This window comes from Occallatibacter sp., assembly GCF_036502485.1.
Classification (GTDB): Bacteria; Acidobacteriota; Terriglobia; order Terriglobales; family Acidobacteriaceae; genus Telmatobacter.
Map to the genome: position 1 here is coordinate 16,225 of NZ_DASXYM010000016.1, position 24,826 is coordinate 41,050.

Annotated in this window: 17 protein-coding genes and 1 pseudogene; 7 read left to right on the forward strand and 11 right to left on the reverse strand. The window is 62.4% G+C overall.

All coding sequences use genetic code 11. The features are described from left to right. Positions 1-2,721: a PD-(D/E)XK nuclease family protein gene (locus VGL22_RS02690; protein WP_465265334.1), complete on the forward strand. Its 2,721-nt coding sequence runs from the start codon at positions 1-3 to the stop codon at positions 2,719-2,721. After that, on the forward strand, positions 2,714-6,352 hold the full coding sequence (locus VGL22_RS02695; RefSeq protein WP_465265335.1) for a UvrD-helicase domain-containing protein: 3,639 nt from the start codon (positions 2,714-2,716) through the stop codon (positions 6,350-6,352). The genes VGL22_RS02690 and VGL22_RS02695 overlap by 8 nt, the downstream gene beginning before the upstream one ends. 7 nt (positions 6,353-6,359) lie before the next feature. Here VGL22_RS02695 and VGL22_RS02700 read toward each other — a convergent pair whose 3' ends face one another. The 5 genes from VGL22_RS02700 to pstC form a co-directional block, all read right to left on the reverse strand. Beyond that, positions 6,360-8,189, reverse strand: a complete 1,830-nt coding sequence (locus VGL22_RS02700) for a MutS-related protein (RefSeq protein ID WP_465265336.1) — start codon at positions 8,187-8,189, stop codon at positions 6,360-6,362. A gap of 65 nt (positions 8,190-8,254) precedes the next feature. Continuing rightward, positions 8,255-8,965, reverse strand: coding sequence for a phosphate signaling complex protein PhoU (gene phoU, locus VGL22_RS02705; RefSeq protein ID WP_465265337.1), 711 nt, complete (start codon positions 8,963-8,965; stop codon positions 8,255-8,257). Then, on the reverse strand, positions 8,962-9,720 hold the full coding sequence (pstB, locus tag VGL22_RS02710; protein ID WP_465265338.1) for a phosphate ABC transporter ATP-binding protein PstB: 759 nt from the start codon (positions 9,718-9,720) through the stop codon (positions 8,962-8,964). Before pstB ends, phoU begins: the two co-directional genes overlap by 4 nt. Further along, a complete protein-coding gene (pstA, locus tag VGL22_RS02715; protein ID WP_465265339.1) occupies positions 9,721-10,590 on the reverse strand; it encodes a phosphate ABC transporter permease PstA in 870 nt (289 codons plus the stop codon). A 9-nt stretch (positions 10,591-10,599) separates the two neighbouring features. Then, entirely contained in the window at positions 10,600-11,544 is a 945-nt protein-coding gene (pstC, locus tag VGL22_RS02720) for a phosphate ABC transporter permease subunit PstC (RefSeq protein ID WP_465265340.1), read from the reverse strand. Between the two features lie 274 nt (positions 11,545-11,818). Between pstC and VGL22_RS02725 the strand changes: the two genes are divergently transcribed. Then, entirely contained in the window at positions 11,819-14,359 is a 2,541-nt protein-coding gene (locus VGL22_RS02725; RefSeq protein WP_465265341.1) for an alpha-L-rhamnosidase-related protein, read from the forward strand. A gap of 183 nt (positions 14,360-14,542) precedes the next feature. Beyond that, on the forward strand, positions 14,543-15,592 hold the full coding sequence (locus VGL22_RS02730; RefSeq protein WP_465265342.1) for a LacI family DNA-binding transcriptional regulator: 1,050 nt from the start codon (positions 14,543-14,545) through the stop codon (positions 15,590-15,592). A 381-nt stretch (positions 15,593-15,973) separates the two neighbouring features. On the opposite strand, the gene VGL22_RS02735 is transcribed toward VGL22_RS02730, so the two are convergent. Both VGL22_RS02735 and VGL22_RS02740 read right to left on the reverse strand, forming a co-directional pair. After that, the gene (locus VGL22_RS02735) at positions 15,974-16,180 is read right to left on the reverse strand and encodes a hypothetical protein (RefSeq protein WP_465265343.1); all 207 of its coding nucleotides are present in this window, start codon (positions 16,178-16,180) and stop codon (positions 15,974-15,976) included. Between the two features lie 144 nt (positions 16,181-16,324). Next, on the reverse strand, positions 16,325-17,620 hold the full coding sequence (locus tag VGL22_RS02740) for a homoserine dehydrogenase (RefSeq protein ID WP_465265344.1): 1,296 nt from the start codon (positions 17,618-17,620) through the stop codon (positions 16,325-16,327). A gap of 153 nt (positions 17,621-17,773) precedes the next feature. Between VGL22_RS02740 and VGL22_RS02745 the strand changes: the two genes are divergently transcribed. Together VGL22_RS02745 and VGL22_RS02750 are read left to right on the forward strand one after the other, a co-directional pair. Next, entirely contained in the window at positions 17,774-18,127 is a 354-nt protein-coding gene (locus VGL22_RS02745) for a hypothetical protein (protein WP_465265345.1), read from the forward strand. A 99-nt stretch (positions 18,128-18,226) separates the two neighbouring features. Then, entirely contained in the window at positions 18,227-20,530 is a 2,304-nt protein-coding gene (locus VGL22_RS02750) for a TonB-dependent receptor (RefSeq protein WP_465265346.1), read from the forward strand. A 37-nt stretch (positions 20,531-20,567) separates the two neighbouring features. Here the strand turns inward: VGL22_RS02750 and VGL22_RS02755 are convergent. Together VGL22_RS02755 and VGL22_RS02760 are read right to left on the reverse strand one after the other, a co-directional pair. Continuing rightward, positions 20,568-21,278 (reverse strand): annotated as a pseudogene (locus tag VGL22_RS02755) (SIR2 family NAD-dependent protein deacylase). Positions 21,279-21,423: 145 nt separating this feature from the next. Next, a complete protein-coding gene (locus VGL22_RS02760; protein WP_465265347.1) occupies positions 21,424-22,392 on the reverse strand; it encodes a quinone oxidoreductase family protein in 969 nt (322 codons plus the stop codon). A 53-nt stretch (positions 22,393-22,445) separates the two neighbouring features. Here VGL22_RS02760 and VGL22_RS02765 point away from each other — a divergent pair, with 53 nt between their 5' ends. Further along, positions 22,446-22,916, forward strand: a complete 471-nt coding sequence (locus VGL22_RS02765) for a DUF6632 domain-containing protein (RefSeq protein ID WP_465265348.1) — start codon at positions 22,446-22,448, stop codon at positions 22,914-22,916. Here VGL22_RS02765 and VGL22_RS02770 read toward each other — a convergent pair. Both VGL22_RS02770 and VGL22_RS02775 read right to left on the reverse strand, forming a co-directional pair. Then, a complete protein-coding gene (locus VGL22_RS02770) occupies positions 22,882-23,679 on the reverse strand; it encodes a hypothetical protein (RefSeq protein ID WP_465265349.1) in 798 nt (265 codons plus the stop codon). The two genes, VGL22_RS02765 and VGL22_RS02770, sit on opposite strands and share 35 nt — an antisense overlap. A 127-nt stretch (positions 23,680-23,806) precedes the next feature. Beyond that, on the reverse strand, positions 23,807-24,799 hold the full coding sequence (locus VGL22_RS02775; RefSeq protein ID WP_465265350.1) for a glycosyltransferase family 2 protein: 993 nt from the start codon (positions 24,797-24,799) through the stop codon (positions 23,807-23,809). Positions 24,800-24,826 lie beyond the last annotated feature (27 nt).

The window sequence follows — 24,826 nt, forward strand, 5'->3', positions numbered from 1 at the left end:
ATGGCAATGCGTACCCGGACAGCGTATAACGCTGAAATGGGGTCCCAACCAGCGGCTGAGATCGATGCCCACCTGTGCGCCGGTGGTACTGTCGTTGCCGCAAGCGATCGCGCCGCCCGGGCCCTTGCAGCCGCCTACCACCGCTCTCGACGCGCCGAGGGCAAAGAAGCATGGGCTTCCCCCCGAATCTACAGTTGGCACACCTTCATCAGGCTCGCATGGGAAGAGCGCGCGTCGGCCCCGCCCCTGATCCTCAATCCCACCCAGGAACTGACCTTGTGGGAACAACTGGTCGGCGCCGGAAACCATGCAGCCGCCCTGCTCGAAGCGCCCCGGCGGAATCTTGCCGCCATGGCCATGCGTGGCCACGCCCTGCTCTGTTCGCACGCGCCGCAGTTCCTCGAACCCAGAACACGTACCGCCTGGGACCAGGATTGCGCCGCCTTCAGCGCCTGGCTCTCAGAGTTCGACGAGCTCTGCCGCGCCCATCACGCTGTCAGCGCAAATCGCCTGCCGCTCCAACTCATCCCTTTGCTCCAGTCCGATACGGACCTGCGGCCACACCTGCTGCTGGCTGGCTTCGACCGCCTCGAGCCGGTTCAATCTGCCGTCTTATCCGCCTGGGGTTCGTGGGCGCAGGTCGCTCCCTCTGATCCGGCACCGGCCATCCAGTTCTTCACAGCACCGGATCCTGCTGTCGAACTGGCTGCCGCAGCCGCATGGTGCAGCCGCCAACTCCGCGCAGCCCCGCACCGTCGTATCCTCGTCATCGCTCAGGACGTCAGAAACCGCCGCGGCGAGTTCGAGCGCGCGTTCCTTCACCACGCAATCTCTGATCCGCACTTCCGCTTCGAGTTCTCCCTCGGGCTGCCGCTCGCGCAAACCGCCCCCGTTCGTGCCGCGCAGTTGCTTCTCCGCTGGCTGAATGGCGAGCTCGCCGAGAATGAAGTGGACTGGCTCATCGCCTCCCCGTATGCCGCCGCTCAACTCGAATCCGCTGCCCTGCAGGCACGCATGCGTGCCCTCCGAAAGCGCGGCTTACAGCGCACCCACTGGACGCTGAAAACGTTCCGCCAGGGCGCCGCCCCCGCACCCCTTCCGGAAACGTGGCTCCATCGCATGCAGGCGGCGCAGGCGCAGCTTGATAGCCTCATGCAGCGCCGGCGCAGCCCCCTGGAATGGGCCGACGCCGTTCCGCAGCTCCTGGCTGCATCGGGCTGGCCGGGCGCGAACGCCCTCACCAGCGCCGAGTTCCAGGTGCTCGGCCGCTGGCAGGACGTCCTCGACACCTGCGGTTCGCTTGGCTTCAGCGGCAGCCGCATCAGTTGGCGCGAGTTTCTCGCCGAGCTGACGCACGCGGCAAACGAAACCTTGTTTGCGCCCCAGTCCGAGGATGCCCCCATCCTGATCTCCGGGCCCGCCGAATCAGCCGGCCTCACTGCCGACGCCGCCTGGTTCCTTGGCGCGACCGAAGACGCATGGCCCGCTGCCGGCGACTCCCACCCCCTTCTGCCCCTCGATGTGCAACGGCGCGCTGGCATGCCGCACTCCTCCGCTCAACTCGATTGGGATCTGGCCCAGACCATGACGGCCCGCATCGCCGCATCCGCCGGCGAACTGATATTCACTTGCCCGCGCCAGGCCGAAGGCGTAGAGGCGCGCGCCTCGCGAATCGTTATGGCGTTCGCCGGCCCTCCGCAGCCACTGCCTTCCGAGTGGATCCCCTCGCCCATCGCCGCCGACCTCACCCATGCCGTTGAAGACATCGAAGCCCTTCCTCTTGCTGCGGCCTCTTTACCGGATGCATCCGTTCCCCTGCGCGGCGGTGCAGCCCTGCTCACGGCACAGTCGCAATGCCCGTTCAAAGGTTTTGCCACCGGTCGCCTGCAGGCCAAATCGTGGGACCCCGCTCAGACAGGCCTCACGGCCGCCGAACGAGGACAACTACTGCACGCCGCCCTGCATTCCATCTGGGGCGGCCCTCCTGATGGCATGCGCTCCTCCCGCCAACTCAATCACATCGCCGACCTGCCGGAATTCGTCGCCATCCACGTGCGCCGCGCCATCGCTGACCACGCCCCTTCGCGCGTGCGCGATGAGATGCCCTCCCGCTATCTCGAACTCGAAGCCGAGCGGCTCATCCGTCTTCTCAGCGAGTGGCTGCGTTTCGAACAGAAGCGCGTCGACTTCGAAGTTGTCGGTACTGAAATCGATAAAACACGCACCATTGATGGGCTGTCTCTCGACCTCCGTCTTGATCGGCTCGACCGCCTCAACAACGGCGCCGTGCTCGTCATCGATTACAAAACCGGCGACGTCGCGCCGAAAGACTGGGACCTTCCCCGCCCCGAGGACGTCCAGTTGCCGCTTTATGCCGGCTTCGGCCTCGACGAAGACGAGACCATCGGCGGCCTCACCTTCGCCAGGGTGCGCCCCGGCGACATATGCTTCGCCGGCCGTATCGGCGACGCCAGGGCTACCCTCGACACCAATCTCAAATCGACATCCTCCCTCGTCAAAAATCCGTTCGATCTCGAACAGCTCATGGCCTGGCGCAACGAGATCCGAAAGCTCGCGCGCAACTTCCTCGCCGGTCGCGCTGACGTGGATCCACGGGACTCCGCGACAACCTGCAAACGCTGCGGCCTGCAGACCATCTGCCGCATCGGCGAACAAGCCGTCCCCCTCGACGAACCGGAAGCGGAGGCGGCCTATGACTAGCTCGGCGCGCCCAGCCCCCGCCCGCCCCGCGCCTTCCGATCAGGCGCAACGCGAACGTGCCCTCGATCCGGCTCGATCGCTCATTGTGCAGGCGCCCGCCGGCTCCGGCAAAACTGACCTGCTCACCCGCCGCTTTCTTCGCCTTCTCGCGGAAGTAAACGACCCCGGCGAAGTCGTCGCCATCACCTTTACAAAAGCTGCCGCCGCGGAGATGCGCCACCGCATCCTCGCTGAGCTCGAGAAAGCATCGTCGCCCCATCCGTCCCCGGCGACACACGACGAATTCGCGATGGACACTCTCGCGGCGCGGGCCCTCGCGCATTCCAACCGGCTGCGTTGGAACCTGCTGGAGTTGCCCAGCCAGCTCCGCATCTCCACCATCGATTCGTTCTGCCGCGAGATCGCCATCGAGCGCCCGCTCCTCACCAGTCTCGGTGGCGGTGTCGACATCGCCGAGCAGCCCGACGAGCTCTACCGCAACGCCGCCCGCAGCACACTCAAACAGCTCGGCGCAGCCCAGCGCTCCTCGCAGTTGCAGCAGGCCATCGAAGCGCTGCTCCTCTGGCGCGACAACAACTGGCAGGAACTCGAAAATCAACTCATCACCATGCTCCGCCAGCGTGACCGCTGGATGCAGGAATTCTGGCTGCGCGACTTCCGCGACGACGAAAGCAGTTGGAACGCCCTGCGCGAACTCCTTGAGCGCCCTTTTGCACGCGCCGTTGCCGAACACCTCTCGCACACAAGCCGCCTGCTTCTCAGCATCCCCGGCGCCTGCGATGAAGCGCACGACCTCGCCCGCTTCGGTTGCGCACAGCATGGCTCGCTCTATCGTGAACTGGCGGAGATGGCCGACTTCCCGCATGCCCCCTTCGCCTCGCCCAGCGATCTTGAGGCCGCGCGCCAGGCGTATACCTGCCTCGCTCACCTTCTTCTCACCAACGATGGCGACTTTAGGAAGGCAGTTGATACTCGACGAGGCTTCCCATCCGACTACAAGCGCGAGAAACAACGCCACCAGGAGCTCGTTAAAAATCTCCGAGGTGTTGAAGGCTTTGCGCAGGCGCTCGCAGGCGTCCGCGACCTCCCGCCGGTCCAATACTCTGAGGAAGACTGGCGCATCGTGCGCGCCTGCTTCATCCTGCTGCGCCACGCCGCCGCCCAGCTTCAGGTCGCGTTTGCTGAAGCGGGCACCGTCGACTTCTCTGAAATTGCCCAGATCGCGCTGCGCATTCTCGAAGGCGAAGACCGCCTGCCCAGCGAAGCGGCGCTCCGCATCGCCGATGGCATCCATCACCTGCTTGTCGATGAATTTCAAGACACCAGCCGCCGCCAGCACAAGCTGCTCGCCGCTCTGGTAGCGGCGTGGCCTGACACCGTCAACCGCTCGCTCTTCGTTGTCGGCGATCCCATGCAGTCCATCTATTTCTTCCGCGACGCCGACGCCGAGCTGTTCCCGCGCGTGCAGCAGGCAGGGCTTGAACTGCCGGCCCGCGAAGCGCTGTCACTCGAATCCATACAGCTTGAATCCAACTTCCGCACCCGCCCCGATCTCGTGCGCCGGATCAACACCACCTTCGAAGCCGTCTTCTCCGTCAACGATGGCAGCAGCGTGCGCTTCACCCCATCGCAGCCCGCACGACCCCCTGGCCAGAACCCCGGTTCCGGGTTTTCCCTGCACGTCGAATTCGTTCCGCAGGCGGTGCGCGCCCATCCCGGCAATCCCGACTCTGCATCGCTCAAGGAACAATCGGCTGCCGAATGCGACGCCGCGCTCGAAGCTCAAATCGTCGAGATCGTCGACCTCATTCGCAGCCGCATGGGCGCCATGCAGGAGGCGCGCGCGCGTGGTGAAAAATATCGCATCGCCGTGCTTGGCCGCGCCCGCACCGCGCTCGCACCCATTGCTCACGCGCTGCGCGACGCAGCCATTCCCTTTCGCGCCGTCGAGCTTGAACAACTCGGCGATCGTCCCGAGGTCCTCGACGCCCTCGCCCTCGCTGGCGCCTTGCAGAACGTCGAGGATCGTGTTGCCTGGCTCGGTACATTGCGTGCGCCGTGGTGTGCGCTCTCGCTCGCTGACCTGCACCTGCTGACCAGCGCCGACGATCCCGCCATTCAATCTCGGCCCATCCTCACACTGATGCGGGAACGCGGACCTCTGCTCAGTGCAAGCGGCCGGCTCGCCATCGACCGTCTCCTGAATGCATATGACGAGGCCGCCTCGTTCCGCGCTGCCATGCCCGGAATCGCGCCCGGAACATGGCTGCAGCAGGTGTGGTTGCGCCTGGGGGGAGCCTCCTGCGTCGATGCTGCGGCATACGCCAATATCGAATTGCTGTGGCGCAGCCTCGATCACCTGCCCGCTGGAGACTGCGACCTCGCAAGCCCCGCGCTTGCAGCCGCCCTGAATAAACTCACCGCCCTTCCTGATCCCGATGCTGAATCTGATTGCGGCGTGCACCTCATGACCATTCACAAATCCAAGGGCCTGGAATTTGAAGTGGTCATCGTGCCGGAACTGCAGGCTCGCTCCGGCAGTACACGAACTTCCATGTTCGGCTGGCTCGAGCGCGGCGTTGAAACTCCTGACGAATCCGGCGAGATCACCGAATTCCTCATCGCGCCTCTCCAGACCAGGGGAGGAGACCGCGGCCCATCGAAGGGATGGGTTGATTGCCAGTACCGCACCAAGGAGGCGCAGGAGACCCGCCGCATCCTTTATGTGGCTGCAACCCGGGCGCGCGAAGAATTGCACCTGTTCGCGCGCCTCAGCTACAAACTCTCCGATGAAGAGCCGGCCCTCTGCGATCCCGCCGAGAGCCTTCTCTTGAAAGCATGGCCCGCCCTGGAAGACGAACTCCGCGATCTATTCAATCAATGGAAAGCCGCGCCGCAGCCGGCAGAGGCCCTCTCGCTTGCCGCCGCCGCGGACAATGTGATTCCGATCCGGCCGGCGGGCAAGCCCGCAATTTTGCATCGTCTGCCCAGCGACTTCGCACCGCCTCGGAAGATCGACTCTCTTGCTGCAGAAGCCGCGACAGGACAGCCCGCCACGGCGCCTTATCAGCGGCACGAAGGGGGACTGCTCTCGCGCGCGCGCGGCACCGCCATTCACCTCGCACTCGAGCACCTCGCAAATCTCCGCTCGTCCCATGACTGGGATACCGCGCGTGCGAAGCTCGAGAACATCCATGAACGTATCTCCGCCCGCGTGCGCGCCACCGGCATTGATCCCCAGAGCGCACGTGATATCGCCACGGAAGCCGTCGACGCAGCCCGGCGCGTTTCATTCGATCCGCCCGGCGCGTGGATCCTCTCGCCGCACGCCGATGCCGCCGCCGAGGCGAGCTGGACCGGCATCCTCAATGGCGATTTGCGTACCGTGCAGGCAGATCGCGTGTTCCGCGCCGGAGCCGGCCCGCTCCAACCGGGCTCGCACGTGTGGTGGATCGTGGACTACAAGACGCATGCCGGCGATGCAGGCTCAGTCGCAGAACTGCGGGAGTTCTTCGCACCCCAGCTCAATGTCTACGCCAGCGTCTTGCGCAAGCTGCATGGATCTGACATCGCGATCCGCGCCGGCCTTTACTATCCACGCATGCTGCAGTTCGACTGGTGGGAGGCGTAACACCCCGTCACTCTGTGACGCCCAGCCCGATAGCTCGCATGAGCTTCAGCGCGTTGCTGGTCTGCACCACGCCCGGTTTCAGCTTGTAGTCGAAAATGAGCCCATCGCCTTCGATTCGATCCTCGAAATGCGCATTGAATGCATGGCCGCCCATCCCATCTGGAATGCCCGTGAGTGCCAGATCGTGCGTGCTCACAATCCCGATCGCCCGATGCTGAACCATCTCGCGCAAAACAAACTCCGTCCCCGCCAGCCGGTCATGCGAGTTGGTGCCCGACAGCAATTCGTCCAGCAGAAACAGCACCGGGACCGGGCCTGCGGCCAGATCGGCAATCATCTTGACTCTGCGAATCTCCGCATAAAAACGCGACACGCCCCCACTCAACGAATCCAGAATGCAGATCGACGCCGCTACCTGCAAAGGAGACATCGCCAGCCTGCGGGCACGCACCGGCGCGCCACACTGCGCGAGCACAGCATTCACCCCAATGGCGCGAATGAATGTGCTCTTGCCGGCCATATTCGGCCCGCTCAGAATCATCAACTGGCGCTCGCCATCCAGATGGAAGTCATTCTCCACTGCTTTGCCAATCGCCAGCAGAGGGTGCGCAAGGCATTCGGCATTGAAGATCGAGCCCTCAGGCACAATCTCGGGAAACGCATAATCCGGGTGCTCGAACGCGAAGCTTGCCAGCGAGCCGAGCGCCTCCAGTTGGCCCACCGCGTTGAACCACGTCTGAAGCTCAGGCCCAAAACTACGCTGCCAGTGCTCCGCGGCAAAAATCAGTTGGGCGCTCCAGAATGTAACCAGATCGAGCGGCCGCGCGAACAGGCTGTGCCGCGATTCGATCAGTTCTGCAAGGCGCGCCAGCTTGCGGATGGCGTGCGACGGCGACACCCCTTGCCGCTGCAGCGCAGACTGCAACGCCTTCAGCTTCGGAGCAGCGAATTTTTGCGCTTCAAATAGAGCAAGCACTGCGGCCAGCAGCCTCAGATCACCCGCTCTTTCAATTCCCTGCGCGGCAGCATCCAGTCGGGCGGCGATCTTGTGCGCGTAAGAAAAGTTCAGCAGCGTCATCAGCAACGCAGGCGCCGGAGTTCCCCACATGGCCCACGCCACCAGACTGCCGATCCAGAGCACTGCCAGCACAGAGGTCAACGTGCGCGTAGCGGCCGAGGTAAGCACCGGCGCCGCGGTTCCCCACCGCATCAGCACCTCCGGATCCACTGCATTGCGGACCGGCTCGCCTGCCGACGCAATCTTCTCCCGGAATGCCAGACGCGATGACAGCTCCCGCACCGCCGCCTGGCGAGCCGCTATCTCCCTCGCAGGCGCCGGTTCCAGCAGCCAGCCTGCCAAAGTATCTTCTCCGCTGTGCGTGCGAGCCGTACACAAATATTGGAATACCGATGCATTTCCAAACATGTCGAGATCGCGCGCATACGGATGATCGCCTTTCAGGAACCGCTCGCCTGTCTGGGTCAGCTCTTGCCATTGATCCTGCAGTCGCGCCAGTCCATCCTGATAGAAACGGATCGCCCGCGCGCGCCGGCGCATCGACTCGAGCAGCTTTTCATGCAATATTGCGAGGACAACGAACACCAGTGCCGGCGCCAGTAAAAGCAGCAACCCCGTCGCATGGTGAATCAGAAAGCCGGCAGCAATCAACGTGAATGCCGCGATACCAAGCTTGCTCGCGCCGTAGATGCGGCCGCGTCGCTTCGCCGCCAACTGCAGCCGTTCCAGACCCTCGAGCTGATTTTTGTATTCGGCTTCAGGAGGCCGGGGCGTGCCCACGCCAGTTTGCGCCGCGTCTCGTTCCGGAGCAGGATTCATAACCTGCACTCAAGACTATCGTGACCGCTGGCCCTCTGGTCTGCCGAACGCCCCCGGCTGTCTGCTCAATCGGCCGAGGAGGGCGTCGGCTTGTTCTGCGCCTGCTGCCGCGCCATCACGCTCTTGTGGTGCCGCACATCGGCTCCCTGCACCCAGAAGATCACGTCTTCGGCAATATTGGTGGCGTGGTCCGCCACCCGCTCCAGGCTGCGGCTGATCATCAGCGCGTTAAGCGCCTGCGGAGCCAGGTGGCTCTGCTCTTCCATCACCTTGGTCAGTGCCTTGTATGCACTGCGATTCATCGCGTCCACCGCGTCATCCATGGTGAGCACAGAACGCGCCAGTTCGGCATTCGCGTCAATAAAAGATTGCAGGCTCTTGCGCACCATATCGGCCGCCAGCGTCGCCATGCGCGGAATATCCACCGGCAGTTCGGCACTGGGCAATTGCTCAATCTGGCGCACGCGATCGCTGATGTTCTTGGCGGAATCCCCCACGCGCTCCAGATCGGAATTGATCTTGATCACGCTCAGAATGAAGCGCAGGTCCGAGGCCATCGGCTGTTCCATCGCCAGCAGATCGAGCGCCGCATGATCGATGTCGCGCTCCATGCGGTTGATCGCTATCTCGCTGCGGCTTACCAGATCGCAGATCGACAGATCGCGGGTGCGATATGCCTCTACCGCCCGCTGGATAGACTGTTCGGCCAGACCCGCCATGACCAGCAGGTTTTCCTTCAGGTCTTCCAGGCTCTGCTGAAATTTGATGCGTGTCATCCGAACCTGCCTGTGATGTAGTCTTCTGTCCGCTTGTCGCTGGGATTGGTGAAGATCTTATGCGTGGAGTCGAACTCCACCAGCCGCCCATTCAGGAAAAACCCGGTCTTCTCCGCAACACGCGCCGCCTGCTGCATGTTGTGCGTCACAATCACAATGGTGTATTGCGATTTCAGTTCAAAAATCAGATCCTCGATCTTCGATGTCGATACGGGATCGAGCGCGGATGCCGGCTCATCCATCAGCAGAACCTCAGGGTCGACAGCCAGCGCGCGCGCAATGCACAAACGCTGCTGCTGGCCGCCCGAAAGGCTCGCTCCCGACTTCTTCTTCAGGTCGTCTTTCACCTCGTCCCACAACGCTGCCTTCTTCAGCGAGCGCTCCACCGTCTCGTCCAGCACCCGGCGGTTGCGGAAGCCGTTCAGCTTCAGCCCCGAGGCAACGTTGTCGTAAATCGACATGGTCGGAAATGGGTTGGGCCGCTGGAACACCATGCCCACCCGCCTGCGAATCGATACCGGCTGTGAATCCGCATAAATATCCATTTCGCCCATCTTCACCACACCGGTGACGCGGGCTACCGGATTGGTCTCGTGCATCCGGTTGAGGCAGCGCACAAACGTGCTCTTACCGCAGCCTGAGGGACCGATCAGCGCAGTCGCCTCGTTGGCCGGAATATGCAAACTGATGTCTTGCAGCGTGTGATTCGTGCCGTACCACGCGTTCAGCTTTTCCACTTCGATTCCGACACCCACTTAGCTCGCCCCCTTCAACACGCCGCGGCTGGTCACATACCGCACCAGCGATACTGCAAACACAATCAGAAGAATCAGTACTAATGCGCCGCCCCACGCCATCCGGTGCCAGTCGTCGTAAGGCGAAAGCGCAAACACATAAATCTGCAGCGGCAACGCCGCGATAGGACGATTCGGGTCGGTGCTCCAGAACGAGTTGCCCAGCGCCGTAAACAGCAACGGAGCCGTCTCACCCGCCACCCGCGAAAACGCCAGCATGCAACCCGTGATAATGCCCGGCGACGCCGTCTTCACCGTGATCGACAGCACCGAACGCCAGTTCGGAAGCCCCAGCCCCAGAGCCGCCTCGCGCACCGCATTCGGCACCATCAGCAGCATCTCTTCGCTGGTGCGGGTCACCGTGGGAATCATCATGATGCCCAAAGCCACTCCGCCCGCCAGCGCCGAAAAGTGCCCCTGCCGCATCACCACCAGCGAATACGCCGCCAGCCCCATCACGATCGAAGGCACCCCGTTAAGCACATCGGCCGTAAACCGGATGCCGTGTGCCAGGCGCGTTCCTCGCCCGAACTCGGCCAGGTAGATACCGCCGCCGATGCCAATGGGAACTCCAATCAGGCTCGCCAGACCCAGCAGCACCGCCGAGCCGACAATCGCGTGCGCCATGCCCCCGCCCATCTCGCCGGGCGGCTTCTGCACCTTGGTGAAGAAGTCGAGATTCAGCGAACTCGCGCCCTTGTAGACCAGGTAGATAAAAATCGCAAACAGCGGCAGAATCACCACCCCCGTGGCCGCGATCGCCAGGAACGTCACCATGTGATCGGTCACGCTGCGCACCCGCGAGTTGTAGCTATGCTCCCTGGTCTGCACCTTGGCTCCTTACTGCACCCGCGCCGGGGCGCCGCGCGTCACCATCCACACCAGGAACCGCGCCAGCGCATTCACGATGATCGTCACGATAAACAATGCCAGTCCGATCTCCGTCAAGGCGCTCCGATGCAGATCCGTAACCGCCTCGGCGTACTCGTTGGCGATGACCGCTGCCATCGATGTCCCGTTCGCCAGCACCGATTTGCTGATCTCCGGCGTATTGCCAATCACCATGGTCACCGCCATGGTCTCGCCCAGCGCACGGCCCAGTCCCAGGATGACCGCGCCCACAATGCCAATCCGAGCATTGCGCAACACCCCCGTGCGTATCATCTCCCAACGAGTGGCGCCCAGCGCCAGCACCGCCTCGCGCTGCGAGTGCGGTACAGCGATCATCACCTCGCGCGTGAGTGAAGAAATAATCGGCAAAATCATGATCGCCAGAATTACCGCCGAGGCAAAATAGCCCAGCCCCGTCGGATTGTCATCGCCAAACATTCCGGTCCATCCCAGGCTTCGGATCAGCAGGGGATTTACATACTGCCGCAACAGCGGCACCAGCACAAACACAGCCCACAGCCCGTAAATCACGCTGGGAATCGCGGCCAGCAGTTCCGTCAGAAACGCCAGCGCGGTGCGCAGTGCCTTGGGGCACATTTCCGTGAGAAACACAGCCACGCCAATGGCCAGCGGAACGGAAATCAGCAGAGCCATAAACGATGTGACCAGCGTCCCGTAAACAAAAGGCAGCGCGCTGAAATGCCCGTTTACCGGGTCCCAGTACCAGGGCTTGTGCGTCGACGGGTCGACATCGGCCCTGAAAAAGAACTGAAATCCGAAGTTCTTCCACGCCAGATCGGACCGAAGCACCAGCTCAAAAGCGATCAGGGCCACAATGGCGAAGATGCTCAATCCGCACAGAAACATCAGCCATTGAAAACCCCTGTCCGCCATCGCGGAGTTTCCGCGGGACAGGAGGAACTTCCGGACTTCCGACTCACGCGCCGGTGCTTGCGCCCTGGGCGCTTCCAGCGTGGAAGATCCCGGTGCAGGCGGAGGTTTGATTTGGGGTACACGTATCTCGGGCACTTGTCCGATCACCAGTGACAAGGCTACCCGGCAATTATGAACATAACGTTACAGTCCAGCAAAATCAGACGCATACAGCCGGTGAAAAAGCCCCCCTGTCAGATACCCTAGTTCCCTGATGCACCTCTTGAGGAGCCCGATGCGCCGTACTCTTGCCCTGCTGCTTTTCGCCGCCGCCTCCCTGCCCCTGGGCGCCCAGACACCCCAGCCTTCCGGTCCGGCCGTGGATGCCAACCCAGACCCTCCAACCCGCCCGTGGCATGCCTCCTGGATCACCCATCCGACCGCCCCGCTGCGGGATCCCCTCGTCCTGCACTTCCGCCGCGACCTCCATCTGACCGCCGCCCCCGCCACCTACATCGTCCGCGTCAGCGCCGACAATCGCTTCCTCCTCTATGTGAACGGAAAGCGCGTCGGCGATGGCCCCGCCCGCGGCGACCTCACCCACTGGCGCTACGAGCGGTTCGATCTCGCACCGCACCTTCGCGCCGGCTCCAACCTCATCACCGCCACAGTCTGGAACTTCGGAGTCCTTGCCCCCATTGCCCAGATGAGCGACCGCACCGCCTTCCTGCTCGAAAGCGAAGCCACAGGCGATACAGGCATCAGCACCCCGGGCGGATGGCAGGTCGAAGTCGAACCCGGCCAGACCCCGCTTCCGCGTTCCAGCCTCACCTACACCGCCTACTACGCCTCCGGCCCCGGCGAGCAACTCGACGCTGCCCAATATGACTGGAGCTGGGATGCGCAATCCGCGGCCGGATCCAACTGGGTCAAACCCGGCGACCCCATGCGCGACAGCGCCTCCCCCGGCACCAACCGCGCCCACTCCGCCGACGAGACCGGCGACAACCCCTGGGGACTTGTGCCCGACGAGCTGCCGCACATGGCGTACTCTCCCGTCGACCCCGGCAAGGTAGTCCGTGCCACCGCTACAAAAGGCGAATCGGTCCCGGGCGAGCCAGGCAAAGTGAGCGCATCGGTGAGTTCTCCTCATGGTTCGTTCGAGGGCTTCCCGGCAGAATCCGGCGTCGTTCCGGCGCACGCGCATCTGGCCTTGCTGCTCGACCGCAAAGCCCTCACCACCGCCTACCCGCAACTCACCGTCTCCGGCGGAAAAGGCGCCAAAATCCAACTCACCTACTCTGAAGCCCTCTTCGACGACAAGTTTCACAAGGGTGACCGCGACGCCCTCGACTACACCGGCGCGCAGGGTCAAAAACACGATCGCAAAGCCGCCGGCCTGAATGACCTTTTCCTTCCTGATGGCGGCCGGCATCGCACCTTCGAACCCCTCTGGTGGCGCACCTGGCGGTATCTCGATCTCGACATCGCCACCGGCGATCAGCCGCTCACGCTCGAGTCCTTGAAAGCGCAGTTCACGGCCTATCCATTTGAAGAGCGTGCCAGGCTGACCACCGGAAAGCCGGACCTCGACAAGATCTGGGAAATCAGTTGGCGGACGGCGCGGCTCGATGCCCACGAAACCTATATGGATACGCCGTACTACGAGCAGCTTCAATACATCGGAGATACGCGCATTCAGGCGCTCATCTCGTACACCGTAGGCGGCGATGACCGGCTGGGGCGACAGGCCCTCGAAGCCTTCAACACATCGCGCATTCCCGAAGGCATCACGCGCTCCCGCTATCCCAGTTCCCTGCCCCAGAACATCCCCACCTTCTCCCTCCTCTGGATTGGCATGCTCCACGACTGGTGGATGTACCGGCCCGATCCCGCGCCAGTCAAGGAGTCCCTCCAGGGCACACGCTCCGTGCTCAACTGGTTCGCGCAATATGAGCAGCCCGACGGCCTGCTGAAAAAGGTGCCGTGGTGGTCGTTCGTGGACTGGGTGATCAAAGGTGAGCTGGGGAGCTACGGAGCGAAAGGCGAGTCGTGCCTCACCTCTCTCGAATACCTCGGCGCGCTGAACGATGCCGCCGATCTCGAACAGGCCTTTGGCGACCCGCACATCGCCGGCCAACACCGGGAGCGCGCCGCGCGCCTGCGGTCAGGCTTGGCCTCGCAGTGCTGGAGCACGGAGAGAAAGCTGCTGGCAGACAATCCCGACCGCAAAGACTTCTCGGAGCAGGCCAACATCCTCGGCGTCCTCTATGACGTGATTCCCAAAGAGCAGCAGAAGGACGTGCTCACCCGCATGCTTCCCATCCAACCCGGCGAAACTCCGAACGGCATGCAGAGCGCCTCGCTCTATTTCCGCTTCTACCTGGCCCGAGCCCTGGACCACGCCGGCATGGCGGACGACTATCTGAAATCGCTGGATGCGTGGCGCAGTCTGCTGCCGTTGCACTTCAGCACCTGGCCGGAGCAGCCCGGAAATACGCGCTCCGACTCGCACGCCTGGACGGCTCACCCCATCTATGACCTGCTCACCCTGGTCGTCGGCATCGAGCCCGCCAGTCCTGGATTCAAGACCGTCCGCATCGCGCCGCATCTGGGCGACCTGCCTTCCCTCAGCGCTTCGTATCCGCATCCGGAGGGAATGATCGCAGTGGAGTACCACTGGACTCCCGCTGAACGCAATGTGCAGATGAAAGGCGGTTCCGTCTTCCACGCCACGATCACCCTGCCGGGTTCTCTCAATGGGACATTCGAATTCGATGGCAGAACGCAGGAGCTCAAGCCCGGCGTCAATCGCGTCGAGATACCCATGAAGTAACGCCTCCTGCCGGCGCGATGCCCCCGTGGTAGTCCCTTCGTCCCTGTTTCCCTTTTCCCTTTTCCCTGTCTACTGGTCCGCAGCGGACAAGGAATCCGATCAAGCACCGGCAGGGACGTCATACCGTTTCACGCCGCGGGTAAATCGTGTTACAACTTCGTCATGCCAAAGGGAAAGACAAGTATGCCTCCGGGACACGTCAATCTGCGCATGCTCGCGGAGTACCTCGAGCTCTCGCAGACTACCGTATCGCTGGTGCTGAACAACTCCCCTTCGGCCAAATCCATTCCGCCGGAAACCCGGCAGCGCGTCATGGAAGCGGCGCAAAAGCTCAACTACCGGCCCAACTACTTCGCCAGATCGCTTCGGCAGAGCCGCTCCATGAGCGTAGGCGTGCTGGCCCCCGACCTCAGCGAAGGCTACTTCACCCGCGTCATGAACGGCGTTGTGCAGGAGCTGACCGCCGCCCGCTACTTCTACTTCACCGCCTGCCACGACTGGCGCAAGGAACTGATTGAGCAGTATCCGCGCATGCTGGTGGAGCGCGCCGTCGACGGGTTTCTGTTGCTGAACACGCCGGCAGACCAGATCCAGGTGCCCGTGCCGGTGGTCGCCATCTCCGCCCACAGCCAGGTCGAAAACGTTACCAATATCGTTCTCGATCACCACGCCGCGGTGGAACTCGCCCTGAAGCACCTCTACGACCTGGGACATCGCCGCATCGCCTTCATGCGCGGCCCCAAAGCGATTCCCGACTCCGAATACCGCTGGGATGCCATTCAGGAAGTGACTGCGGAGATGGGGCTCAAAATCGACCCAGCCAACGTGATCCGCATCGATGCCGAAGGCTGGTCGATGAAAACCGGCTATCATCCCATGGCGCCCGAGATCGGCTACAAGCCCATGAAGGCGCTGCTCGACAAGCACCGCAGCTTTACCGCCATGTTCTGCTTCAATGACATCGCCGCCATCGGAGCCATCCGCGCGCTCAAGGACTCAGGCTGCTCGGTCCCCCAGGATGTGTCCGTGGTCGGGTTCGACGACATCCTGTCCGCCGCCTACTCCACGCCTTCGCTGACCACCGTGCGGCAGCCGCTGCTGGAGATGGGCAAGCGCGGCGCAGAGGTGCTGCTGGACCGGATCGCGAACCGCGACAAGGAATATCCGGCCGAGATCACGATGGAGCCGGAGCTGATTGTGCGCGAATCCACCGCACCTGCGCCCACGGCCTGAATCACGACCGCTCCCCGGGCCAGCCTTGTGACCACCGGCACAGCTTCGCAGGGTCACTCTGGTGCACAATGGACTCCTTCCAATCATGGCCAGTCTTGCGCAATCCCGTAACCTAACTCACAACCTGCCCCTCACGCCCTGGAGAGTGTTTACTACAAAACTAATAGGGTTTTACCCCCATTCGCTGCAAACCTTTCACCCCGATATAGCGCGTAAGTTGATGAAATTTATACAGTTTATGCGAAAAATGGCCGCAGGTCATATTTTCGCCCTGAACCCGAAGATATTGCGAATGTCCGGCGAAAAAAGACCCACCTTCCCGAATCACCTTTCGGGGGCAAAAGTTACTTACTGGTAAACACATCCAGCCCCGAGCGACGCTCACCCGCAGAAGGTCTGGAACCAGCGGCTGATGTACACCTGCGCGTGAGCCTCACCGCAGTAATGGCGTGCGTGCGGCGCATTGGCGGCTTCCTTGGTCCAGCGATGGATGGCCAGTTGCGTGTCCCCGCAGTGGATGACGAACCACCGCACCGGGTTCTGGCTCTCTTCTCCGCAAATCTCACAACGATAGTTGGTTTCAATCATTTGGGGGCAGCCTCCGGAGGACAACGGTTAGATGTTAGGTTGGTTATGCTGCTGCGGCGACGCCCGGGTCTAAGGCTCTTCTGGACCCTGATGCCTGGTCCCTGGTGCCTGATCCCTGGCCCCGCTCCCTGGTTCTGCTCCCTGCTACTCGAGCATCTGCAGATCGAGCGGCGGTTCCAGCAGGCAGTCCATGGTGCGGATGCTGGCAAGAGCCCGCTGCAATGCCGACGACTTGCACGGTTCCACGGTGACGACGAAAGGCAGCGCATTGGCCGGATAGCCGGCCTTCTGCATGATGGCGCGAATGTTGATGCGCTCGCGGGCCAGGGCTCCGGTGATTTCAGCCACAATGCCCGGCCGGTCGTTGACCAGAAAACGGATGTAGTGCGGCACTTCAAACTCCGCCCCGATTCTTGTCGTCTGCGACGGGATATCTACGCGGCGCGATCCGTGTGCCAGGGCGATCAGATCGCTGACCACGGCCACAGCCGTCGGGTGCCCGCCTGCGCCGTGGCCGCTGAAGACCACGTCCCCGCCGTAGTGGCCGCTGAGGATGACCATGTTCTCCGTACCTCGCGACCACGCCATGGGCGAATGCAAATCGATCAGCGTGGGGCCGACGGTCGCGGCGACAGCGCCGTTGGTCTTCTGGGCTCGGGCCACCTGGCGAATGGTGCAGCCCAGATCGCGCGCATAGCTGAAGTCAACCGCCGTCACCTCGGTGATAGGCCGCGGATGGATCTCGTCGGGATCGACCTCCACGCGCAGAGCCAGCCGCATGAGGATGGCAAGCTTGGCGCGCGCGTCGAATCCGCACACGTCTTCCGTCGGGTCTGCCTCGGCATAGCCTCGCTGCTGGGCCGTGGCGAGCACCGGCGCATATTCCGCGCCCGCTTCCATCTGGCTGAGAATGAAGTTGCACGTGCCGTTGAGGATGCCCTCCAGCTTCTCAATGCGGTCACCGGCCAGGCCCTGCTCGATGCCGGGAATGACCGGAATCCCGCCCGCCACGGCAGCGCCGTACTTGATATGTCCGCCGCGCTGTGCGGCCAGCTTTTCCAACTCCACGCCGTGAAACGCGATGAGCTTCTTGTTGGCTGTGACCACGCTTTTGCCTGCCTCGAGGGCACGGCGAATGAAGCTGCCTGCGGGGTCCAGCCCGCCCATAAGTTCCACGATCACGTCCGCATCGGACGCCAGAACCGCGTCGGCGTCTTCGCTCCACTGGACGGCGGTCCCTGCCCAATCGGCGCGCTTGCGTCCCACATTGCGATTGAAGACGTGCGTCAGCTCCACCCCTTCAGGCTTGCATTCGGCCAGGATACGGGCCACGGAACTGCCGACCGTGCCGAATCCGAAGATGGCTGCGCGCAGCGGACGCAGCCTGCGCGCCTCCTGCGGGGCCGCGGCCGAGCCTGACGGAACAGTTGCTTGAGACACGGATACTCCTCTCCGGAAAGGGGGACGGTGAAAAAATGCGATGTGCCGATCATACCTGAGCCGCGTCCCGCATCTATCTGATTGCCGCGCTCCCAAAGGAGTGCTTGCCTTAACACAAAGACTGCTGATAAAGCTCATGTAAGGATTGAAAGCATGCGGCGGCTCGTTTCCATCGCGATGGTGTTGCTGTTCTGGCTGGGGCCTCTGAGCGCCCTCCTGCCCGGCAGCGATGAGTCGCAGCTGCCCGCCTGCTGCCGCCGCCACGGCGTACACCGTTGCGTGATGTCGATCGACGAGGCTTCCGGGCCGGTGCACGTTGTAAGCGCCCCTGCCAGTTGCCCCCGGTATCACCGGCCCGCGCCCGCCACACGCTGCGGTTTCACTCTACCGGGGGGATTTTCCATTGCGCACGCGACGGCCGCGGAGCCGATCGTGCCCAGCGTACAGATCGTCACCGCGCATCAGGCGCGCCCTGCCGCCGATCGCGGCCCTCCCGCCCTCCTCTAAAACAGCACTCTCTTCCCTTCAATCAACCATTTCCCCTGGTTCTGTCGCAAGCAGCTTTTTGCTGCTGCTCGTTCGTGCTGCTTTTGGAGGTCGGGCTTCATGAGACGTTTTCCTCTCTGCATATTGATTGCTTTGGTGTCGATGCTGATGGCGGGAGGTGCGCCGGCGTTTGCCACCGTTTTTGCCACGGTGCATGGGATCGTGCACGATCCGCAGCACAGGCCGGTTTCCGGCGCTCATGTGTGGCTGCGGGCCAGCGATTCGGATTTTCACCTCGCTGCGGAGACCGTGTCCGACGGCGGATTCACGCTGCCCAACGTGCCAATCGGCAATTACCGGCTCGAGGTGGATGCGGCAGGCTTTGCGCACGTGACGGAGGCTCTGACGCTCAGCTCAGGAACGAATCCCTTGCTGCATATTCCGCTGGAGTTGGCTGCCGCCGCACAGAACGTCGTGGTGCATGCGACGGATGGAACCATGGCAGCGCTTGATACCACCACGCCCACGACGCTGATTACGCGCGAGGACATTCAGTCGACCCCCGGCGCCAGCCGCACGCTGGGCATGCAGATGATCACGGATTACGTGCCGGGCGCCTACATGACGCACGACATGCTGCACATCCGCGGCGGCCACCAGGCGAGCTGGCTCATCGATGGCATCTCCATTCCGAACACGAAGATCGATGCCAATGTCGGCCCGCAGATCGACCCCAAGGACATTGACCAGTTGGAAGTGCAGCGCGGAAGCTACGGGGCAGATGTAGGCGACCGCACCTATGGGGTGTTCGACGTGTTGCCGCGTAACGGGTTTCAGTTCAGCCGCCAGGGCGAGCTCATGCTGCTGGGCGGAAACTTCGCAAGCGGGGAAGCGCAACTGGCGCTGGGCGATCACAGCGCGAAGACCGCCTGGTATCTGAGCGGCACGGGATCGCGGGCAGATTATGGGTTGGAGACGCCCATCCCCGAGGTAATGCATGACCGCACCAATTCCCAAAGCGCCTTCGGGTCGCTGATCCGCAACCAGACCGCCGGCGATCAGCTTCGCCTCACCGGACAATGGCGGCAGGATTACTTTCAGGTGCCGAATGATCCCAACGCTGAAGACTGGCAGAACAGCGCCTACAATTCGTCCGGCCTGCGCGATGCGCAGACGGAGCGCGACTCATTTGTGATCGCCAATTGGGTGCACACCATTTCACCAAAAGCCATGTTCGAGCTGGCACCCTTCTGGCATTACAACCTGGCGAACTACGATTCCTCTCCGCACGACATTCCGGTGGCGACGACGTGGCACCAGACGTCGAACTATGCCGGAATGCAGGCCGATGCACGCGCCGATGCTGGGCCGAACAACTTGGCGGCGGGGCTCTACTCCTTTGCGCAGTGGGAGCACGATCGCTTCGCGCTCACTGACAGCGAGGGCGGCGGCCTCGCAACAACCAACGCGGCCATGCCGGCGGGGCTCATCGAGGCGCATGTGTCAGATCATCTGCACGTGGGCCGGTATGTCACGCTGCTGGGCGGGTTGCGCTTCTCCAGCTATCACCAGGCGCTGACGGAGAACGTGCTTTCTCCGCGAGTGGGCGCGACGGCGGAGATTCCAAAGCTGCATTGGGTGCTGCGCGGATTTTATGGGAAGTTCTTCCAGCCTGCGCCGGTGCTTACGGTGTCAAGCGCGCTCCTTAACTATGTGCGGGGGCAGGGCGATCAAGGGCCGAATACACTGGTGCCGCTGCCTTCCGAGCGCGATGAGGAGCATCAGTTCGGCGTGCAGATTCCGGTGCGCGGGTGGACGCTGGACGTGGATACCTTCCGCACGCGCGTGAACAACTACCTGGACCACGCGACTCTCGGTGAGTCAAATCTCTACTTCCCCATCTCGATTGACGGCGCGCTGATCCGCGGGTGGGAGATGACGGTGCGCTCGCCCCAGATCGCGCGGCACGCGCAGTTCCACCTGGCTTATTCCAACCAGATCGCCCAGCAGCGCGGCGGCATTACCGGCGGATTCACGTGCCGGCTTGCGACGGACCCGGCGTGCAATGACGGTTTCGACTACCAGGCCCTCGACCATGACCAGCGGCACACTCTGAATACAGGATTCACAGCACGGCTGCCGCTGCGGACGTGGTTTGCGACCAATGTCTATTATGGGTCTGGCTTTGTGAACGGGATGCAGGACTCGGGCATCGGGCCGTACCAGGGCGCTTATCTCCCGGCGCACACCACGTTCGATGTGTCGGCCGGGCACAACTTCGGCGAGCGGTGGAAGGTGTCAGCCAGCGCCGTGAATGTGCTGGATCACCGCGTGCTGATGGATAACTCGGAGACGATCGGCGGATTTCATTACAACGATCCGCGGACCGTGACGGCAGAGGTTCGGTACCGGTTTGGATTTTGACAGGCAGCGGGGTTAGCGGAGTCGGCAAACGCTCAGGTTACTGCGCGTCGAACAACCCAGGCATGACTTCGCCGGCTTTGCCTTCAACTATGGTGGTAAAGGCCTGGGCGTTCAACGGCCGCTCCGGCCCGATATAAACCGTCCTAGCGCCGTGATGGCGGGCCCAGTTGACGAAGTTGGCCGCGGGATACACCGAGCCCGACGTGCCGATGACAATCATCACCGTGGCGCGGTCGATCTCGCTCTGGATGCGGTCCATGTCGAGAGGAATCTCGCCGAAAAAGACGATGTGCGGCCGTAGGCGGGCGCCGCATGCGCAACGCGGAACTTCGTCGAGGCTCTTGTAGGCCGTTGTGTCCGGAACAGCCGGACGGCCGCACTCATCTTCACAACGAGACTTCGCGAGTTCCCCATGCATGTGGACGAGACGCTTCGAACCGGCGCGCTCGTGCAGGTCGTCGACATTCTGCGTGCACAGAAAAAAGCGCTCGCCGAGTTTCGACTCGAGCTTAAAAAGTGCGACGTGGGCGGCGTTGGGTTGTGCTGTAGCTCCCTGCGCGCGCCGCTGCGAGTAGAACTCTCATACGAGGGCGGGGTTGGACTGCAGAGCTTCGGGAGTGCAAACCTCTTCAATGTTGTAGCCGGCCCACAACCCATCAGACGCTCTGAAGGTAGGCAGGCCGCTCTCGGCCGAGATGCCGGCGCCCGTCAGGACGAAAACGCGGTCAGTCGATGAGATGGGGATCATGGTTCACATGCGTAGTTCATAGCTCTTCGTTCACAGTTCATAGTTCTGCTCAAAATCGGCAGGTTTCAATTCCATTTCAAGCGAACAGTTTGCCGGCCGGCCAACATCGTCACTGAAAACCGAGAACCGTGAACTGACAACTCGGCTACGGCTCCAGCAAAATCTTCCCCGTTGTGCGGCGGTTCTCCATCTCGCACTGCGCATGGCCCGCTTCCGTGAGCGGATAGATGTGCTCCATGCGCAGCTTCAGATCGCCGCTCTTCACCCAGTTGAGAACATCGCTGGCGCGGCGCTCCAGTTCATCGCGCGTCAGGATGTAATGCCACAGCGTGGGCCGCGTGATAAACAGCGAGCCCTTGCTCGAGAGCTGGATAGGATCGATGGCCGGGACGGGGCCGCTCGATCCGCCGAAGAGAGCAAGCAGCCCGCGCGGACGAAGGCAATTCAGGCTGCCTTCGAAGGTGGTCTTCCCTACGGAATCGTAGACCACGTCCACCCCTTTGTTGTTGGTGAGGCGCTTAACTTCGGCAACAAAGTCCTGCTGCGAATAAAGAATCACATCGCTGGCGCCGGCCTCACGGGAGAGCTCCGCCTTTTCTTCCGTGGAGACAGTAGTAATGACGCGCGCGCCGATCTTTGCGGCCATCTGCGTGAGCAGGAGCCCGACCCCGCCCGCACCGGCGTGGATGAGGCAGGTCTCGCCGGCTTTGAGCGGCCAGGTGGAGTAGGCAAGGTAGTGCGCCGTCATCCCCTGGAGCATCGCCGCGGCGGCCTGCTCGGGCGTGACGCCATCGGGGACCTTGACGAGCTGCGCAGCGGGCACCAGCGCGTATTCGGCGTAGCTGCCGAGCACGCCGACCGCAGCCACGGAATCGCCGGGCCGGAAGCCGTTGACGCCGGGTCCGCATTCTTCCACAGTGCCGGCGGCTTCACTGCCGGGTGTCATCGGCAGCGTGGCTTTGTACTGGCCCTTGCGGAAGTAGAGCTCGATGAAGTTCATTCCGATGGACTCGACGCGGAGGAGCACCTGCCCGGCCCCGGGTGCGGGGATGGGCAGATCGACGAGTTGGAGGACCTCTGGCCCCCCGATCTCACGAATCTGGATGGCTTTCATAACAGCCAAGAATACCCGACCGGAGCAGGTGCAGGGGAATACACATTGAAATTGTGTGCGTCCTGGCGATGTGCTTTGATGAAACCATGTCCCTTCATCGCGTACGACAGATCGTGGTCGGCGGCATCGGGTGTTTCTACCTGTGCCTGATCTATCCGTTGTTCGTCGACCTGCACCATAGCCGCTGGCTGATCGAGATGCACAACCAGGAATGCGATCCGATGTTCATCAGCTTCTTCATCGCGCTTGGGCTGTTCCTTGTGATCGCGGCGCGCCGCCCGGAACAGCATCGCCTGATGATCAACTTCGCGGCCTATCAAAGCCTGTTTCACTGCGCAGTGATGACGGTAATGACGGTGGAGGCTGCCCGCAACGGAACGCCTCGCCAGATTGCCGATGTCGTGATCACCGCTGTCATTGGCGTGGTGCTTCTTGCGCTCACGCCACGAGGCGCAACGCCTCAGGGCGATGAAGGAAAGCGCCCTCAGGTCAGTGCTGGCTCTTCACCCGCTCCGCCACTTTGATGGACCCGTCTGCATTCACACAATAAACAGCAGTTTGCGTGCTGATGTACTCAGGCATCGACGGCTTCCGTGTGAGGACATAGAACACATCCGTGTCCTCCGGCACATTGCTCAGCACGTGCGAGTGAGTTCCTCCCGCCATCTTGGTTCCAGGAGGGACGTCGCCATGCGGGATCAGGCCTTTGTGCAAGGGGCGCTTGTTGATGATCTTGCCGTCCGCAGCTACCAGGTAGCGCACATCAGCGCCCAGCGGGTAATCGCCTTCGTCCGTCTGCGCAGGCACAAGATAGACATACAACTGGCCGTTAGTAGCCGGAACGGCCGCCACATTGTAAAGCCGATTCATCCCGCCAAAGTCGCTGGTGGCCGCGCGAATACCCTTCGACGCTGACAAATAGAACCCGGTGTCACGCTGCGGCTGGTCGAACTTCTTTGCAGTGAATTCCTCAATCGACTTACCCTGCTTAGCCAACACGGCAATCAGGAAGGCATCGCCAGAGGAGCTGATCTGCCCGAAGGCCACTTCCCATCCTGCCGCGGTTTTTCGCGCAATGTATTGCGCCATCTGTTCCTTGCGCGGAAGCGTCGCGGCGGCGGCGTCACTCGCATGCCATGCGGCCTGGTCATACTCGTAAAGCACACGCCCGCGCGCCGCGATTGTCGCCAGTTCCGCATCGGACGCAACCTGGGCATGAGCGTTGATCAGAGAAGATGAAAGAAGGCATGCAGATAGCAGGAGAGTGTGGATACGAATGTGCAGCATGGGAGTCCTTTAGGAGTATCCGCGCAAGTATACCGTCGCCCATCAAGCCTCAACGTGGCCTGACGCAACCAGCATGAAAAAAGCCCGCTCGGCGTACCGGCGGGCTTTGCTGTCTGCTTCCTGTTCCCTAATCCCTGTCCCTCAGGATGCCCGGCTCTTCAGGGGCGCGCAGGCGGACCAGGCGATCCACCGCATAGGGCGTGTTGTTTTGCGAGCTGTAGTAGTGGCGCACCTGCAGTTCGCCCAGCAGGCCGAGCGCGAGGAGTTGAACGCCCGCCAGGATGAGCACACCGGCGATGACAAACAGCGGGCCGTGCTGATCCATGATGTTGGCGTGCGGGTTGAACACCTTCATGCCCAGCAGCAGTGCGGAGATGAAGCTGCCGAGAAGAATGCCGAGCGCGCCGAAGGAACCGAAGAAGTGCAGCGGCCGGCTCATGTATTTGATCAGGAAGCGGATCGTCAGCAGATCAAAGAACACGCGGAAGGTGCGGCCAATGCCGTAGTGGCTCTTGCCGCGCAGCCGGTTCACGTTCTTGATCGGAATCTCGCAGATCGACGCGCCATACCAGGCGGCCAGCGCCGGAATGAAGCGGTGCATCTCCCCGTAGAGCGGTATGTTGTGGATCACTTCGCGGCGGTAGGCCTTGAACGTGGTGCCAAAGTCGTGAATGTCCACGCCGGAAAGCTTGGCCATGAGCCAGTTGGCGATGCGCGAAGGAATGCGGCGCATGACAAAATTGTCAATGCGCTTCTCGCGCCAGCCGGAGACGACGTCGTAGCCCTCTTCAAGCTTCTCAAGAAAGTTGGGAATCTCGTCGGGATCGTGCTGCAGATCCCCATCCATTGACAGGATGAACTCGCCGGACGCATGGTCGAAACCGGCAGCAAGGCCCGCGGTCTGGCCAAAGTTGCGGCGCAGCTTAACCACCAGAACCCGGCTGTCAACGGCGGCGATCTCTTCCAGCAACTTGTACGTGCGGTCAGAGGAGCCGTCGTCTACGAGAACCAGTTCGAAGGAGTCGCCCACCTGCTCCATGACCTGCTTAAGGCGGTCGTAGAGGGCGGTGACATTCTCTTCCTCGTTGTGGAAAGGGACGACGATAGAGTACTTCGGCATATCAATAGTATAGACGCGGGTGATTTT